The 15,908-nt window shown below is 63.5% G+C and carries 8 protein-coding genes, 1 tRNA gene and 3 rRNA genes; 5 read left to right on the top strand and 7 right to left on the bottom strand.

Annotation, left to right across the window (positions count from 1 at the left end):
• Window positions 1-31 precede the first annotated feature (31 nt).
• Window positions 32-1,879 (top strand): ABC transporter permease family protein, encoded by a 1,848-nt coding sequence (locus tag MXF70_RS06090; protein WP_248518108.1) that lies wholly within the window; start codon window positions 32-34, stop codon window positions 1,877-1,879.
• The gene (locus MXF70_RS06085; RefSeq protein ID WP_248518107.1) at window positions 1,869-2,936 is read left to right on the top strand and encodes an ABC transporter permease; all 1,068 of its coding nucleotides are present in this window, start codon (window positions 1,869-1,871) and stop codon (window positions 2,934-2,936) included. The genes MXF70_RS06090 and MXF70_RS06085 overlap by 11 nt, the downstream gene beginning before the upstream one ends.
• Before the next feature lie 452 nt (window positions 2,937-3,388).
• On the opposite strand, the gene MXF70_RS06080 is transcribed toward MXF70_RS06085, so the two are convergent.
• The 6 genes from MXF70_RS06080 to MXF70_RS06055 all read right to left on the bottom strand — a co-directional run bounded on the left by MXF70_RS06080 (window position 3,389) and on the right by MXF70_RS06055 (window position 10,293).
• Complete coding sequence (locus MXF70_RS06080; protein ID WP_248518106.1) at window positions 3,389-3,646, bottom strand: DUF5789 family protein; 258 nt, start codon at window positions 3,644-3,646, stop codon at window positions 3,389-3,391.
• 113 nt (window positions 3,647-3,759) lie between these two features.
• A 5S ribosomal RNA gene (gene rrf / locus MXF70_RS06075) occupies window positions 3,760-3,881 on the bottom strand.
• Window positions 3,882-4,005: 124 nt separating this feature from the next.
• Window positions 4,006-6,928: ribosomal RNA gene (locus MXF70_RS06070) — 23S ribosomal RNA — on the bottom strand.
• A 206-nt stretch (window positions 6,929-7,134) separates the two neighbouring features.
• A tRNA-Ala gene (locus MXF70_RS06065) sits at window positions 7,135-7,206 on the bottom strand.
• Window positions 7,207-7,314: 108 nt separating this feature from the next.
• Window positions 7,315-8,785 (bottom strand): 16S ribosomal RNA (locus tag MXF70_RS06060).
• The 16S, 23S and 5S rRNA genes sit together here with 1 tRNA gene alongside, the layout of an rRNA operon.
• A gap of 1,202 nt (window positions 8,786-9,987) precedes the next feature.
• Window positions 9,988-10,293, bottom strand: coding sequence for a non-histone chromosomal MC1 family protein (locus tag MXF70_RS06055; RefSeq protein ID WP_248518105.1), 306 nt, complete (start codon window positions 10,291-10,293; stop codon window positions 9,988-9,990).
• A 274-nt stretch (window positions 10,294-10,567) separates the two neighbouring features.
• On the opposite strand from MXF70_RS06055, the gene MXF70_RS06050 reads away from it, so the two are divergent.
• Together MXF70_RS06050 and MXF70_RS06045 are read left to right on the top strand one after the other, a co-directional pair.
• A complete protein-coding gene (locus MXF70_RS06050; protein ID WP_248518104.1) occupies window positions 10,568-10,765 on the top strand; it encodes a hypothetical protein in 198 nt (65 codons plus the stop codon).
• Between the two features lie 81 nt (window positions 10,766-10,846).
• The gene (locus MXF70_RS06045) at window positions 10,847-11,902 is read left to right on the top strand and encodes a quinone-dependent dihydroorotate dehydrogenase (RefSeq protein ID WP_248518103.1); all 1,056 of its coding nucleotides are present in this window, start codon (window positions 10,847-10,849) and stop codon (window positions 11,900-11,902) included.
• Between the two features lie 61 nt (window positions 11,903-11,963).
• Here MXF70_RS06045 and MXF70_RS06040 read toward each other — a convergent pair whose 3' ends face one another.
• Entirely contained in the window at window positions 11,964-13,028 is a 1,065-nt protein-coding gene (locus MXF70_RS06040) for a twin-arginine translocase subunit TatC (protein WP_248518102.1), read from the bottom strand.
• A gap of 111 nt (window positions 13,029-13,139) precedes the next feature.
• Between MXF70_RS06040 and MXF70_RS06035 the strand changes: the two genes are divergently transcribed.
• On the top strand, window positions 13,140-15,860 hold the full coding sequence (locus MXF70_RS06035) for a twin-arginine translocase subunit TatC (RefSeq protein ID WP_248518101.1): 2,721 nt from the start codon (window positions 13,140-13,142) through the stop codon (window positions 15,858-15,860).
• The last annotated feature ends 48 nt before the right edge of the window (window positions 15,861-15,908 follow it).

Genomic DNA, 15,908 nt, shown 5'->3' with positions numbered 1-15,908 from the left:
ACACCGACTGCGCACGGAGGCTGGGATAACCGTGGGGCTGCGGAAGCTCCTCCGGATCGCACGCTGGGAGGTCGCCACCGCGACGGGGACGGTCGACAGACGGACGGTCGCCGTTCTGATCGTCGCGCTCCTCGCCGCCGGTGCCGGGGCGCCCGCGATCACGAGCGGCGCCGGGCAGCTCGACGCGGGGCTCTACACCGTCGCCGTCGACGACGATCACCCCTACCACGATGCGATCGAGGAGCGCTCCTCGCTCCGTATCGTGGGGGACGCCGACGACGCCGATCTGGTCGTAACCGACGACGTCGTCAGGGTCGCCGACACGACGACCGGCGACGCAGCGCAAACAGAACTCCGCGACGCGATTCGCTCCTTCAACAACCGTCACCTTCGCGCCGAGGACGATCAGGCGGCGGCGTTCCCGGTCCTCGTCGATCTCGTGTTCGTCGAGCAATCAGGCGGCGCCGCGGTAGGCGGTGACGGCGGAGGAGGTGATGGGGTCGGAGGCGACGGGGCGAGCGACGGCGGAAGCGGAGACGGAGGCGGCTCTGCTGGAACTGACGGTACCGCCGGTGACGGCAGTGGCGACGGGACGGCCGGCGACGGGACGACGAGTGACGGGGGTACCGGCGACGGTGGTACTGACGCGGGCACGGGGGACGACGGTGGATCCGGTGGCGACACTGAGCTCCCCGTTCCCGATATCGGCTTTGGCGGCGGGGGTGCCCAGAGCGGGACGCCCGGTGCGATCTCCGCGCCATTCCCATTCAGTTCGCTCTTGCTCGCTTTCGTGTTCGTGCTGCCGATGAACTTCGTGATCCAGGCGTATGGCTCGACGATCATGGACGAGCGGCGCAACCGTCGGGGAGAGCTGTTGCTCGTCGCGCCCGTCACGCGAACGGACGTCGTCGGCGGGAAGACCCTGCCCTATCTCGGCGCAATCACAGCGATCACCGTCGGGATCGCGGCGCTGATCGGCGGCGGCCCGCTCTCCGTGCTGGCGGTGTTGCCGATCGGGCTCCTCTTCCTCGGGCTCACGTTCCTCGGCGCGATGTTCGCCCGCTCCTACAAGGAGCTGACATTCCTGACGGTCTCGATCAGCGTGCTCGTGACGACGTTCGTCTTCGTCCCCGCGATCTTCACCGACGTCACGCCGATCGCGCTGATCTCGCCGCTGACTCTGGTGGTCATGGACCTGGACGGCGGGAGCGTCGGGCTCGGCGAGATCGCGTTCGCGATCGGCCCGTCGCTCCTCGCGAGCGGCGTCCTGTTCGGGCTCGGCACCGGGATCTACCGCGAGGAGGACATGTTCACCCAGCTGCCAGTCCACCGGAAGGCCCTCGACGCGCTGGCGGCGTGGATCCACCGGCGGCGACACATTGCGGTGATGACCGCCGTGTTCATCCCGTTCGTGTTCGTCCTCGAGTTGCTCTCCGTCGCGATCCTGTTCGCGCTCCCGCTCGCGGTCTCGTTGCCGGCAATCATGCTTCTCGTCGCCGTGATCGAGGAGGTCGCCAAGAGTATCCACGTCTACGCGGCGTTCGAGCACGACCGGTTCGATCGCGGGATGCCCATCGCGATCGGGCTGGGGCTCGCGAGCGGGACGGGCTTTTTCCTCGCGGAGAAGGTCACCCACGCCGTCCAGCTCGTCGGACTCGATCAACTCGAGATCGCACAGGCCGCCTTCACGCCCGGAACGGACGTCGCACCGACGATCGCGATCGCACTGTTTCTCGCACCGCTCGTGCTCCACTGCGTCACCGCCGCGATCAGCGCGGTCGGAGCGAGCCGGAACGGGCGAGAGTACGGCGTTGCACTCGCCGTCGCCGTCCTCGTCCACGCCGCGTACAACCTCGGGGTGATCGCGCTTGCCACGTGATCCCCGGCTCACGATCGCCCGGCGGGAGCTCGCCGCGCTGAAAAGCGAGAAGACGATCGTCCTCGCCTTGCTCATCCAACTGTTCGTCGCCGGCTTCTCCTCGTTCCTGGTCGTCGGGCTCGTCTCGATGTACGACCCCTCCTCCGTCGAGGGCGGCTCGGTCGACGTCGCGATCACCGGCGAAGGGGGCGAGGACGTCACGCGCGCGCTCGACTCCGTCGACGGCATCCAGCCAGTCAGCTTCGCCGACGCCGACGGGGCAGAGTCCCGCTTCCGGGACGGACAGTACGACGCCCTCCTCACCGTCACCGAGAGCGAGGACGGTCGGTTGCGCATACGTGCGGCCGTCGCCGACTCCGGCGTGCAGAGCACGCTCGTCGTCGTGCGGATCCGAGACGGACTCGAGGCCCTCGAGCGGGATCGCCGTGCCGCGTTCGACGACCGGCTCGAGTTCGAACCGATCACGCTTCCCGAGGAGTCCTCGGGAAGCCCCTACGTCGGGTTCACCTACACCGTGCTCGTCCCGCTATTGTGCTTCCTGCCGGTGTTCATCAGCGGATCGATCGCGGTGGACTCCATCAGCGAGGAGCTCGAGCGAGGGACCTTCGAGTTGCTCCGGGCGGCCCCGGTCTCGATCGTCGACATACTCGACGGCAAACTGCTCGCGGCCGCGTCGCTCGCGCCCGCGCAGGTCGCCCTCTGGCTGGGGCTGTTGCATGTTAACGGGATTCCGATCGACAACGTGCCCGCAGTGCTCGGCCTCGTCGCGGCGATCACCGCCGCGATCGTCGGCCTCGGCATCACGATCGCACTGCTCGCGCCGGACCGCCGGCAGGCGCAGCTCGTCTACTCCGTCGGCGTACTGTCGGCGTTCGTCGTCGCCTCCCGTCTCCCCGAGCATCCCGCAAACACGGTCGCGAAGCTCTCCGTCGGGAATCCAACGGGGCAGACGTGGACGCTCCTCGCTGGCTACCTCGTCGCAGGCGCGCTTGCACTCGTGGTCGTCCGTCTCCTCGTCGGGCGGCTCTCCGTGGAGCATCTCGGCGGCGATCGGTGAGGCGGCGGGTAGGACGCAGCGACGGCGGGTTTCTCCAGTGCGACGGACTGTCGACTGTCCCACCAGCAGAATGCCAACCCGACCTCAGCAAACAAACCCGAACGAGCAGCTACGCTCCTAGACCGAGGGACAGCATTGAGCAGAGGAGCCCCGGGCGCGTCGCGCGTGCGACCAGATCTCCATCCCCTGACGCAATCAATTGGCAAGGCATTCCTGCCGGCATATGCCGCCACGGTACAGGCGGTCGGTGACGCCGACTGCAATGCCCGCGTGCGTCTCGACCGGCCCTATCCGAACCGGGCGCAGCGAGTCCTCCGGTAGGAGCCCTCGACAACTGCGAGCGGGAGGAACGGAGTGTCGACACGCGAGCTACGCGCGCGAGCGCGCCGAGGGCTTTCTTGGCAGCAGCTGTTCCGCTGCGTTCTCCGACGGATCGCTACGAACGCGATTGCCTACCCCTCACCCTCGGACTGACCGGGCTCGCCTACCGCTTGGACGGGCAGCTCGCTGAACACCTCCATCGAGAGATCGTCCGGTGACTCGAAGCGTTCGCTGGCCGTGCGATCGATGACGTCGACGAGACGCTCCTCGCCGTCGGCGTACTGGAGCACCACGTCGTCGTACGTCTCGCGGACGGTAGCACGCTCGACGGGGCAGGAAAGCTCCTCGAGGAGGGCATCGAACTCGTTCAGGGGAACCTGTCGGACCATAGCAACTGTACGGCGGCGACGGCTAAAACCATTGGTACGCCAATACATAGCACATCGGACCGTATGAAAAAAACCCTCGCACAGCGTTGGCACTGTGCGAGGGTGAAATGAGTGGTAGGCGGCGAACCGGATTTCCCAGAGGCTCGCGCACTCCAGTACTCGCCGGAACGCAGGCGGGCTTATCTTCCGTGTTCGGGATGGGTACGGGAGTGACCCCGCCGCTATGGCCGCCTTAACGCCGACTCGCGGAATCGAACCGCGACGCGGTAAGGCTCCTGCGTCGGTTTCCGTAATGTACGTGCGATCCAGTTAACGCCTGGGTCCGTCCAGCGATTGAACAGACGCAGCAATGCGGTATGAATGTGTGGCTTCGATCAGTTAGTGGACGCGGGCTCAACGCCTCGTTGCCTCGGCGCGTACACCCCGTCTCTATCGACCCCGTATTATACGGGTGATCTCAACGGTGTCTCTTTTCCAGGTGGGTTTCGGGCTTAGATGCGTTCAGCCCTTACCCCGTGTTGCGTAGCTGCCCGGCACTCGCCCTGTCGGACGACCGGTACACCAGTGGCAACCGATCGTAGTTCCTCTCGTACTATACGATCGTTCCCGTCAGACACCAAAACACCCCCAATAGATAGCAGCCGACCTGTCTCACGACGGTCTAAACCCAGCTCACGACCTCCTTTAATAGGCGAACAACCTCACCCTTGCCCGCTTCTGCACGGGCAGGATGGAGGGAACCGACATCGAGGTAGCAAGCCACTCGGTCGATATGAGCTCTTGCGAGTGACGACTCTGTTATCCCTAGGGTAGCTTTTCTGTCATCAATCCGGCCCATTGAGGACCTTGATTGGTTCGCTAGACCACGCTTTCGCGTCAGTGACCATTGTTGTGCTGGTCACTGTCAGACCACCTTGTGCTCTTGCGCTCTTCCTCGGGTCTCCGACCCGAGTGAGGTGATCTTGGGGCGCGCTCGATATCTTTTCAAGCGCGTGCCGCCCCAGCCAAACTGCCCGGCTACCGGTGTCCTCCTCCCGGAGTGAGAGTCACAGTCACTAGTGGGTAGTGTTTCATGTGTGTCTCGGTGGCGTGCTGGCGCACGTACCTGTGTAGCGACTCCTACCTACCCTGCACACTAGCGACCGTGTCTCAGCGACAGCCTGCAGTAAAGCTCCATAGGGTCTTCGCTTCCCCTTGGGGGTCTCCAGACTCCGCACTGGAACGTACAGTTCACCGGGCCCAACGTTGGGACAGTGATGCTCTCGTTAATCCATTCATGCAAGCCGCTACTGAAGCGGCAAGGTACTACGCTACCTTAAGAGGGTCATAGTTACCCCCGCCGTTAACAGGTCCTTCGTCCCCCTGTACGGGGTGTTCAGATACCTGCACTGGGCAGGATTCAGTGACCGTACGAGTCCTTGCGGATTTGCGGTCACCTATGTTGTTAGTAGACAGTCGGAGCATCCGAGTCACTGAGGCCTGCCCCGTTGCGGGGCAGGCATCCCTTCTTCCGAAGGTACGGGACTAACTTGCCGAATTCCCTAACGTCGGTTGCTCCCGACAGGCCTTGGCTTTCGCCGCCAGAGTACCTGTGTCGGATCTCGGTACGGACGTCGTCCTCACCTTTTCACGGGCTCTCGGTTGAACCATCTTGCGCTATCTCACTATTCGGCCGCTTCGTGCCATGACGGCTTCCACGGCGTTCGGTGATTCGACCGGGCGAGTGCCCGGCATGGTCGATCCGAAAGCGTCGGCTTTCGCTGGACGACGGCACTGGAATATTAACCAGTTTCCCAATTTGTCTCGCTCGAGTTGCGACGAGACTTAGGACCGGCTAACCCTCGGCTGATAAGCAGTGCCGAGGAACCCTTACTCTTGAGGCCGTCGGGATTCTCACCCGACTAACGCTGCTACTATGACCAGGATTTTCGTCACTGATCGGTCCACGCGAGTTCTCACCCGAGCTTCCATCCGATCAGAGCGCCAATCTACACAATTGCCCTGTAACGGGCACGGTCAGGTATCGGTGGTGGGTTTGAGCCCCGATCATTTTGGGCGCCCCGAACCTCGGCCGGTAAGCTGTTACGCTATTCTTAGAGGGTAGCTGCTTCTAAGCTCACCTCCCGGCTGTCTGTGGCTCGGGACCACCTTCGATCGCACTTAACCCACACTTGGGGACCTTAACCCGACTCTGGGTTGTCTCCCTCATGGTGCACAGGCTTACCCCGCACACCGGACTCGCTACGTCGACAGCGTCCGTAGGTTCGGAGTTTGACAAGCGGTCAGACCCCTCTCGGGGTCCGGGCCGCTAATCAGTGTCTCTACCCCACGAACTACCTCGGTAACGGTCATGCTTCGACATGTTTCGATTGGAACCAGCTGTTGCCGGGCTCGATGGGCCTTTCACCCCTACACGTAGGTCACGGGAGGGTATTGTAAGACACCACCCCTAGCGGGCCTCCACGTGCCTTTCGGCACGCTTCACCCTGCCCACGCGTAGATCGCCCGGATTCGGGTCGTGCCGGATTGACTCCCCGCGCTTGAACACGGCGGCCCTTGCGCAAAGCGCTGCGGCCATGTCGGTTTCCCTACGCCTTCCCCGATAATCGGGTTAGACTCGCCAATCTAGCACACTCCCTGGTCCGTTTTTCAAAACGTACGACGGAACACCGGCTTCCCTTGCCTCCTACTGGTAGTTCGCACTACTGTCGTTTTGCAAGGGACCTTTTGTGCCCCGTCGCTCCATCGCCAGCCAATTTCAAGTCCTATTGCACCTCCCTTCTTGGGGTGCTTTTCAGCGTTCGCTCACGCTACTTGTTCGCTATCGGTCTCGAGGAGTACTTAGCCTTCCCAGTCGATGCCTGGGATCTTGGCGAGGGATATCCAACCCCCGCTACTCTGGTACTGACGCACGCCGTACTACAGTTCGTTACGGGACTTTCACCCTGTATCGTGCTCCGTTCCAGGAGACTTCACGAACCGTTTCGGACGATGAGAGCCAGACCCAACACCACATTGCCCGTGAGGGCTTCGGTTTGGGCTGTGTCGCGTTCACTCGCGGTTACTAACGACGTCTCGTAATTGATTTCTCTTCCTGCCGTTACTGAGATGTTTCAGTTCACGGCGTTCCCCATTGCGCAAAGCAATTGCGATGAGGATTCCTATTCGGGTATCTCGAGTTCTTCCCCTCCGTGCGGGTCCCTCGAGCTTATCGCAGCTTGGCACGCCCTTCGTCGGCTCTCGAGCCGAGCTATCCACCGGCTGGCATAGTAGCCACGCAGTCTGCTGCGTCGGGTCCGATCGCTGCACGGACCCAGTGGACGTCTGGATCGCACGTACACACGGTGTCATTTGCACGCCCTAGTGTGAGCGGTGCGTGCATCGACCCTTCCCACCCACGCTTGCGCGGGGCGGTGCATCGGTCAGTCGTGATCCATCGTATCGCCGTCCCACACTTAAGGAGACGGTTTCCGATCGACCACGAGGCATGGACCCACTGGGATTCGAACCCAGGGCATCCTCCTTGCAAAGGAGGCACTCTACCACTGAGCTATGGGCCCACCCCTCTCGGGGAACGTTAGCCTTGGTAGTTCGTTAGCGTCCGGCCTGATGGGCGGCGTCGACGATCTTGGATAGGTGGGCCTGGCTGATCGCCAGGTCCCGGTCTGTGGAGGTGATCCAGCCGCAGATTCCCCTACGGCTACCTTGTTACGACTTAATCCCCCTTGCGGAACCCAGATTCGACCCGGGAACCGGGCCTCATCCGGATCCCACTCGGGTGATTTGACGGGCGGTGTGTGCAAGGAGCAGGGACGTATTCACCGCCGTCTTCTGAACGGCGATTACTACCGAATCCAGCTTCATGCGGGCGGGTTTCAGCCCGCAATCCGAACTACGGCCGAGTTTAGGAGATTAGCGCCCCCTCTCGGGGTTGCATCCCACTGTCTCGGCCATTGTAGCCCGCGTGTCGCCCGGCACATTCGGGGCATACTGACCTACCGTTGCCCGCTCCTTCCTCCGCCTTGGCGGCGGCAGTCTTCCTAATGTACCCAACCGCCTCACGGCGTTGCTGGCAATTAAGAATACGGATCTCGCTCGTTGCCTGACTTAACAGGACGCCTCACGGTACGAGCTGACGGCGGCCATGCACCTCCTCTCAGCAGCGTCGAGTAAAGGCATCAGCCTGACTGTCATTACTGCTGTCGGTGCCGGTGAGATGTCCGGCGTTGAGTCCAATTAAACCGCAGGCTCCTCCGGTTGTAGTGCTCCCCCGCCAATTCCTTTAAGTTTCATCCTTGCAGACGTACTTCCCAGGCGGTCCGCTTAGCGTCTTCACTGCGGCACAGCGCAGGCTCGTAGCCTGCGCCACACCTAGCGGACATCGTTTACAGCTAAGACTACCCGGGTATCTAATCCGGTTCGTGACCTTAGCTTTCGTCCCTCACCGTCGGGTCCGTCCTTCCAGGGCGCTTTCGCCACCGGTGGTCCGTCCGGGATTACGGGATTTCACTCCTACCCCGGACGTACCCCCTGGATCTTCCGGCCCCAAGCCAACTGGTTTCCACCGGACGCCTGCACGTTGGGCGTGCAGATTTCCCGATGGACCTGTCTGGCCGGCTACGGACGCTTTAGGCCCAATAAGATCGGCCATCACTCGTGCTGCCGGTATTACCGCGGCGGCTGGCACCGGTCTTGCCCAGCACTTATTCCACCACCACCTTACAGTGGTGAAAAGCGAGGACTGTATGCCCTCGCACTCGGGGTCCCCCTATCGCACTCGCGTGCAGTGTAAAGGTTTCGCGCCTGCTGCGCCCCGTAGGGCCCGGTATCTTGTCTCAGATACCGTCTCCGGGCTCTGACTCTCATCACCCGTACCGATTATGGGCACGGTGGGCCGTTACCCCACCGTCTACCTAATCGGCCGCAGCCACATCCTGTGGCGCCGGAACGTTTCACGCCCACTCCACTCCAGGATGTGGGCGATATCCAGAATTAGCCTCAGTTTCCCGAGGTTATGCTGGTCCACAGGGTAGTTTGGCCACGTGTTACTGAGCTATATGCCACGAGTATGAACTCGTGCGACTAGCATGGCTAAATCGGACCCCGATAGCAATGGCCTCCGGCAGGATCAACCGGAATGTCGCCCCCATAATGGAGGCGGGTTAGGCGGGAACACGTGACGTCACAATGACGTCGCGTGAACATTGCAAATGGTCCAAGATCGGCGACGATCGGCCAACAGGCCGGATGTCGCCGAACTACCAAGGCTAACATCAGATCCCGTCTGTTACGGCGGACCGCAGGGGCAGGATCCTCATTTCCTTCGGACCTCAACGTAGGGCTTCGTCCAGGGATAAACCCTTCGAAGCCCCTTGCGGGCCCGGCGACGGAGCGAGTTGAACGCCCCGCCGATGTCACGTCGTTCGCATTCACACCCAAATGCCCGTTAGCATATAAGGCATTCGAATCGTGTCCGCGAGATTCCGGCCGACGTCGGCCGGTTTCCGTGTTTGATCCGAGTGCCCTGTAGTACTTAAGGGCTGTGGACCGGGACGGCGCGTGTCGCGCATGGACACACCGCGTGTCCAGACGCGACACTGGTCGGAGTGACCTGGCCGCCGGTCCGGGCGTGCTCCCTTCGTGCCGGAATACAGCCGAAGGCCGTGGCGCGCTGCGCCACGTCGTGTGCATTCCATTCGAATCGGGGTTAATACTTAAGGCCGTCGAACGAACGTCTCTTCGATTCGCGGTACCATGGGCCGATACCGCACGAATGTCCGGTGTGCCGATCCGTTGGCGATGCAGGTGCTCCTCGACGCGATACGACCCCAGATATGGACCTCATTCGACCTGCCTCCGGAAGGAATGTAGCGCGGACGGAGGCCGGCCGGTCATTCCACGCGTCGTGCGGCGTCTGGCCGGGTGGGATCCGCGCGTCCGAGAGTGAACGGAGACGGTGCAAAAGCCCGTCGCTGAAAGGTAGTGGCGTGCCCGCCAGCGAGAAGCTGCTCCATCTCGTTCGTCGCGACCCTACACGCGTGGGCGTGCGTGCACGTAGGAAGATGATGTCTCAGGGGAGCATGCAATCGTGATGCGACAGCGGAGCTGCATGCCTGTCCGGCAGTCTCACGAGGAGCAACAGTGAGGAGAAGCCTCTCTGCGGATAGCGCGATGAACGTCCGGGCAGTATCTGTCGTCGGAGGTGATTGGACAGCCGCTACAGACAGACGGTGTAGCGTGAGAGTGGCGTGGACTGTTCGACCGGCACAGGCCGTCGGTAGACGCCTAGTGCAGTGGCTCGTCACCGCCCAGGCACGGAAAAGATCAGTTACCGCCTGGCGTCACTCGTCGAGATGTTCGATCCCCTTCTTCGAGACGTTGGCCTCGGTGATGTCGCCGGGCATCCAGTTCGGGCTGTCGTCGGGTGCTTCCTCCTCCCAGGCCCAGCCGTCGTAGATGTGTACTTTGTCGGTTCCTTTCTCGCGGAGCCGTAGCTCCGTCTCGTTGGCCGCCGACTCAGAAGGAGCCGGCTCGAGACGCCGCGCCGCTTTGAGGGCGGCCTGCCGCGGCGTATTTCCGGAGAAGACGCTCGATTCGTCGGCCCCGTCTCGCAGTGCAAAGTTTCGTTTACCGTCTTCACGTACCATGGGTTCCAAACCTCCGTGTGAAGGGAACACACTCCCCACCATAAAGATATCCCCGAGATCGCCAGACGGGAGCGCCCCATATATAACCTTTTTCCCGGTGGTCGCCGCCACTCCCGGCCAATTCGGGGGACGACGGCCGGTTTTGGGTCGCAAATCGACCCCTCGATCGCCGGCGCGCGGTCCGTGAACCACGCGCAGTCGGACAGACGGCAGGCCCAGTGTCCAACAACACTTAAGTACGTCCTGCAGCGAACTCTCGAAATAAGAGACCGCGATGGTCCGTAAAAAGAAGCTCAGCCCGAGTGGTGCGAAAGACGAGGACGGCGAGTACCACAACGTACACATCAATCTCCACGAGGACGAACTCTCCGTCGCGGGGATGGCGATCGGTGACGAAGTCTTCGTGCGCGTACGCGAGGACAAGATCATCATCCAGAAAGCGGACCAGGACGACGTCGAACACGAGTTCTGATTCCGCTGTCGCTTGTCTCGGTGCCGGTGCTGGATCGTCGAGTCCGGGCGTTTATTGCGGTCGCGGTCACCTGTTCGCCCGATGGACTGTTACTCGCTGGCGAAACCACTCCTCTTTCGGCTCCCAGCAGAGACGGCCCACCACGTCGTCTACAGTGGGCTGGGTGCCGTGCAGGGGACGCCGATCGAGGGACTGCTCGGTCGACGATACCAGGTCGAGGACGACCGGCTCGGCGTGGACGCCTTCGGGTGCTCCTTTCCCACGCCCGTCGGCGTCGCTGCGGGCTTCGACAAGAACGCGAAGATCCCACGAGCCCTGGCCGCACTCGGGTTCGGCCACGTCGAGGTCGGCGGAGTCACGGCGGAAGCCCAAGAGGGCAACCCCCGGCCACGCCTGTTCAGACTGCCCGAAGACCGCGCCCTTATCAACCGGATGGGGTTCAACAACGAGGGCGCGGACGCGATCGGGCGACGTCTCGACGAGACGACGCTTCCGGACGTCCCCGTAGGCGTCAACGTCGGGAAGTCCAAATCCACGCCGGTCTCGGAGGCCCCTGACGACTACGCCTACACCTACGAGGCCGTCGCCGACGCCGGCGACTACTTCGTCGTGAACGTCTCGAGTCCAAACACGCCGGGACTCCGCGAGCTCCAGGACCGCGGGCCGCTCGTTGACATCCTCTCGCGACTCAAAGACGAGGGCGCGTCCCCACTGCTCGTCAAACTCTCGCCGGACCTCTCCGAGGCCGCGACGGCCGACGCGCTCGAGGTGGTCCGCGAACTCGATCTCGACGGCGTGATCGCCGTCAACACCACGACCGAGCGGTCGGAGGGGCTCCGCAACGCCAATAGCGCCGAAGAAGGCGGGCTCTCCGGCGCACCGCTGGAGCACCGGGCGACCGAGCGAATCCGTTTCGTCGCCGAACGCGTCGACGTCCCGGTGATCGGCGTCGGTGGCGTCGCCTCAGCGGAGGGCGCCTACCGGAAGATCCGGGCCGGCGCGAGCGTCGTCCAGCTCTACACTGCGCTCGTCTATCAGGGGCCATCGCTCGCGAGAGAGATCAATCGCGGGCTCCTCGAGCTCCTCGACCGCGACGGCTTCGCGACCGTCGAGGACGCAGTCGGCGTGGACTGCTGAACGCCAGCCGATCGAACGTTCTTTTCGCAGGAAGGAGGGGTACCGAGGGTGGATCGTGTGCTCACCGGCCGGTCCAGCGCAACAACAGCAGCGTCCCTTCGAAGAGGGCGACCATGGTCGCCGTCAGCAGGACAGGCGCCATCCCCGTCGGGTCGAGGCCGACGAAGAAGGCTACGCCGAAGAACAGGCCCCAGAAGTACAGACGGCGGCTCTCGAGCCACTCACGAGTGGTGATTCCCATCAGGATCGCGAGCATGATCAAAAGCGGGATCTGGAAGATGACCGCCAGCATCCCCATCATCATCAGGATGAGGTTCATCGTGTCCGCGAGCTGGAAGGCCAGATCCGCGGACCCCTGCGTGTAGCTGATGAAATACTCGAACAGCAGCGGGAGCATGACGAAGTACGCGAACACCATGCCGACGATACCCAGGAGGAGGCTGAAGGGGACCGCCGCGAGGTAGTATCGGCGCTCGTGGGGGTAGAGCCCCGGCCGCATGAACCGATAGATCTGGTAGACGCCGAGCGGGAGCGCGGCGAGCAGCCCCGCGAGCCCGGCGACGCGAATCCGGGTCAGAACCAGTTCGAGCGGTCCGTACACGTGGGGCGCCACACAGTCTGCGCTCTGGGGATTGGGCCGACAGGCCTCGACCGATCCGGCGTGGACGTCGTACCACATCTGGATGATGATGTCGTTGGCGAAGGGAAAGGCGGCCAGCGTCGCCAGCGACGCGATGACGACAACGATCGCGAGTCGAGTGAGCATCTCCTCGATGTGCTCGGTGAGGGGCATCTCCTCGTCGTCAGGTGGCGCTGAACCGCCGATGCCACCGGAGAGGATGCTGCCCCCGTTATCGCCGTCGTCGACCGTCGTCGTGCTGGATACCGCATCCGGACCCTCGGTCGGCGAGGGTGCCTCGGCGCCGATCGGCGCGTGCGCACTCGAGGGATCGTCGGCGTCGTCGTTCGATGCGGTCACGTGATCGTCAGTGTAGCCAGGCCGCGCTGTCGGGCTACCGGCCTCGTCGGCGTCGTCCGTCGAATCGGTCGGTTCGGAGCCGCCGTCGGACGGCGCTCCCGGGGCATCGCTACCGGAATCGCCGTCGTCGGTCGGCTCGTCGGACATTCGTGCAGTAGTTCGCAGACGGGTTATTATAGGCCTTTTTGACTCGCCGCCGTGCCCGCGCGTGGTCGAGGAAGAAGATTGATAACTGGGAGTTTGCAAGCTTCGGCCAGTATGAGCGTCGTCGACGAGGACACCGCTCGCGCGGTCAACGCAGGCCGAGAGACGATCGGTGGAATGCTCTCGGAGCTCCAGCGCGAGCTGAAGAAGGTCTTTCTCGTCTTCGTCGTCGCATTCGTCGGAACGATACTCTCCCTCCGGTGGTGGATCTGGGACTACCTCGAGTCGGTGACGAAAGCCCAGATGAACGACGCGGTCGCCCAGGAGGTCGACATCATCGCACGGACGCCGTTCGACGTCATCTTGATGCAGGTCAAGATCGGTGCGATCGTCGGCATCGTCATCGCGTCCGTCTTCGGCATCTATCTCGCACGGAAAGCCATCCTCACGCGGATCGAGGACACCGGCGTCGAGGTGACGTGGGGCAAGCTCTACGGATTCATCGCACTCTCCATCGCGCTGGCGATCGTCGGGATGGTGTACGCCTACGCCGTCTTCTTCCCGCTGATGTTCAAGATCCTGGCCGAACAGGCGTACGCTGCGGGTGCGAAACCCAGCTACGGGATCGTTCGGTTCACCGAGTTCCTGCTATTGTTGACGGTCTCTTTCGCGCTCGCCGCCCAGCTTCCCCTCCTGATGAGCGTGCTCTCCTACGCGGAGATCGTCCCCTACGAGACGTTCCGTGACAAGTGGCGCTACGCGGTTCTCGGCATTTTCGTCTTCGGTGCAGTGTTCTCACCGCCGGATCCGTTCACCCAGATCATGTGGGCAATCCCGCTGGTCACCCTCTACGTCTTCAGCCTGGGACTTGCGAAAGTGGTGACGAACATCCATCGTGGTGGCGTCCACGGGAGCCCCATCGAGCCGGGCACCTTCCGGCGGAAAGGGTATCTGGTCGTCGCTGCGACCGTGATCGGTGGCGTCGGCACGGCCGTGGCGCTCTGGTCCGGCCACGCCGAGATCGTCGGCGAGGCAGTGCTCGGCCCGCTCCCCGAACGGCTTTCGGTCCCCTTCCTCGGAGAGTTCCAGTTCCCGACCGACGTCGAGCGAGGCGGCCTCGCCGTGTGGATCAGATCCGGCCTCGCGATGGGAGCCGTTAGCGGGGCGCTGGCGCTCGCCTACGGGCTCGTTTCCGTGCTACGGATGCCGGTGATCTCCCGGGCGTACGCCGGCGTCGAGACCGACGATACTGGCGACGCCGATCCGAGTGACGTCGATCTCGCGGCACTCGACGCCGAGGGCGTCCGCCGGGCCCCGCTGGCATCGTTCGCCCACCTCTCGGAGTCCGAGGCGGTCGATCTCGCTGGCGAGGCGATGGAGGCCGGCGATGAGGAGAAGGGTCGACTCCTCCTCGAGCGCTGGGAGGACGCACAGGAGCAAGGGATCGAGGCAGGCGGTCGGAGCGAAGCTTCCCCTGACGCTGCCGACCTTCACGCCCTCGACGCCGACGGCGTCGCGGCGGCGCCGGAGGAAGCCTTCGCTGCGCTCTCCGAGGACGAAGCCGTCGAGATCGCGGGCGCGGCGATGGAGAACGACCAGGAAGCGAAGGGACGTCTCGTCCTCCAGCGCTGGGAGGAGGCCGGTGACGTCGAGCAGAAACCGGTCACCGGTGACCCCGCGAACCTCGACCTCCGCGAGCTCGACGCTGCTGGCGTCGACGCCGCACCACCGGAAGCGTTCGAGGCGATCGACGAGGACGAGGCCATCGACATCGCTGGCGAGGCGATGGAGGCCGGCGAGGAGGAGAAGGGCCAGCTCGTCCTCCAGCGATGGGACGAAATCAACGATGCAGGGGCTGCCGGCGGTACGAGTGACGAGGAGGACGACACTGAGTCGGACGGGCTCCTCGTGGGCGGCGCGGGCGACGGAGGCGACGACGGAGAGGGTGGCGCCTTCGGTGGACTCCTCAGCGACACCGCCGGCGGCATGCTCAGCTCCTTCGCCAGCGAGGAGCGCGACGAGGACGAGATCGGCGGCTACATGTACGACATCGGGTTCATCTTGGACTCGATGCGCTCGCGAATGTTCGTCATCGTCGCGACGTTCATCGGCGTCTTCACCGCCTGCTTCGCCTACCTCTACACGGTCGGCATCAAGCAGATCATGGAGGTGTTCATCTCGGAGGTGCCAAACGAGGCGCTGGCGCCCGGACAGCGCGCGACCGACGCCACCGACGTCGTCATCGCGCTCCACCCCGTCGAGGTACTGATCTTCATCGTGAAGTTCAGCGGGGTGGTGGCGATCCTCGTTACGCTACCGGTGTTCCTCTACTACGCGTGGCCAGCGCTCCAACAGCGCGGCATCGCGCCCGGATCCGGCCAGCGCTGGGCGTTCCTGATGTGGGGGTATATCTTCCTCGTCGGGACGCTCACCGGCGCGATCGTCGGGTTCTTCGTGATCGCCCCTGAGGTCATCTCCTACCTCGTTACCGACGCGGTCTCCTCCGGGATGGTCGTCTCCTACCGGATCAAGAGCCTGCTGTGGGTCGTCTTCTTCATGACCATCGGGTTCGGGTTCTTCCTCAACATCCCGATCGCCATGTTGCTGTTACATCTCTCGGACCTCGTCTACTTCCAGAGCATGCGGGCGTACTGGCGTCACGTCGTTCTCGTGACGTTCATCCTCGCGATGGTCGTCACGCCTGGCGGCGTGCTGACGATGCTCGTCTTCGCGATCCCGGTCTCGGTCGCCTACGTGGCCGGCCTGATCCTACTGTGGCTCCTCACGGCGCCGTGGCGGCTGCTCGGGAGAGGCCGCGCCTCCGGGGCGTCGTAAGGCCGGACCAATCGCTGAGGAAGCGTGCAGTTCGATCGGCTCCGATCA

This window comes from Salinarchaeum laminariae, from assembly GCF_023204835.1.
Taxonomy (GTDB): Archaea; Halobacteriota; Halobacteria; order Halobacteriales; family Salinarchaeaceae; genus Salinarchaeum; species Salinarchaeum laminariae.
The sequence above is the reverse complement of the archived record's forward strand: the minus strand, read 5'-3'. Positions and strand labels throughout refer to the sequence as shown.

Coding starts and splice junctions, on each gene's coding strand:
- MXF70_RS06080 (WP_248518106.1), bottom strand. CDS start 3,646: ATGGTCCGACAGGTTCCCCTGAACGAGTTCGATGCCCTCCTCGAGGAG.
- MXF70_RS06055 (WP_248518105.1), bottom strand. CDS start 10,293: ATGGTACGTGAAGACGGTAAACGAAACTTTGCACTGCGAGACGGGGCC.
- MXF70_RS06050 (WP_248518104.1), top strand. CDS start 10,568: ATGGTCCGTAAAAAGAAGCTCAGCCCGAGTGGTGCGAAAGACGAGGAC.
- MXF70_RS06045 (WP_248518103.1), top strand. CDS start 10,847: ATGGACTGTTACTCGCTGGCGAAACCACTCCTCTTTCGGCTCCCAGCA.
- MXF70_RS06040 (WP_248518102.1), bottom strand. CDS start 13,028: ATGTCCGACGAGCCGACCGACGACGGCGATTCCGGTAGCGATGCCCCG.
- MXF70_RS06035 (WP_248518101.1), top strand. CDS start 13,140: ATGAGCGTCGTCGACGAGGACACCGCTCGCGCGGTCAACGCAGGCCGA.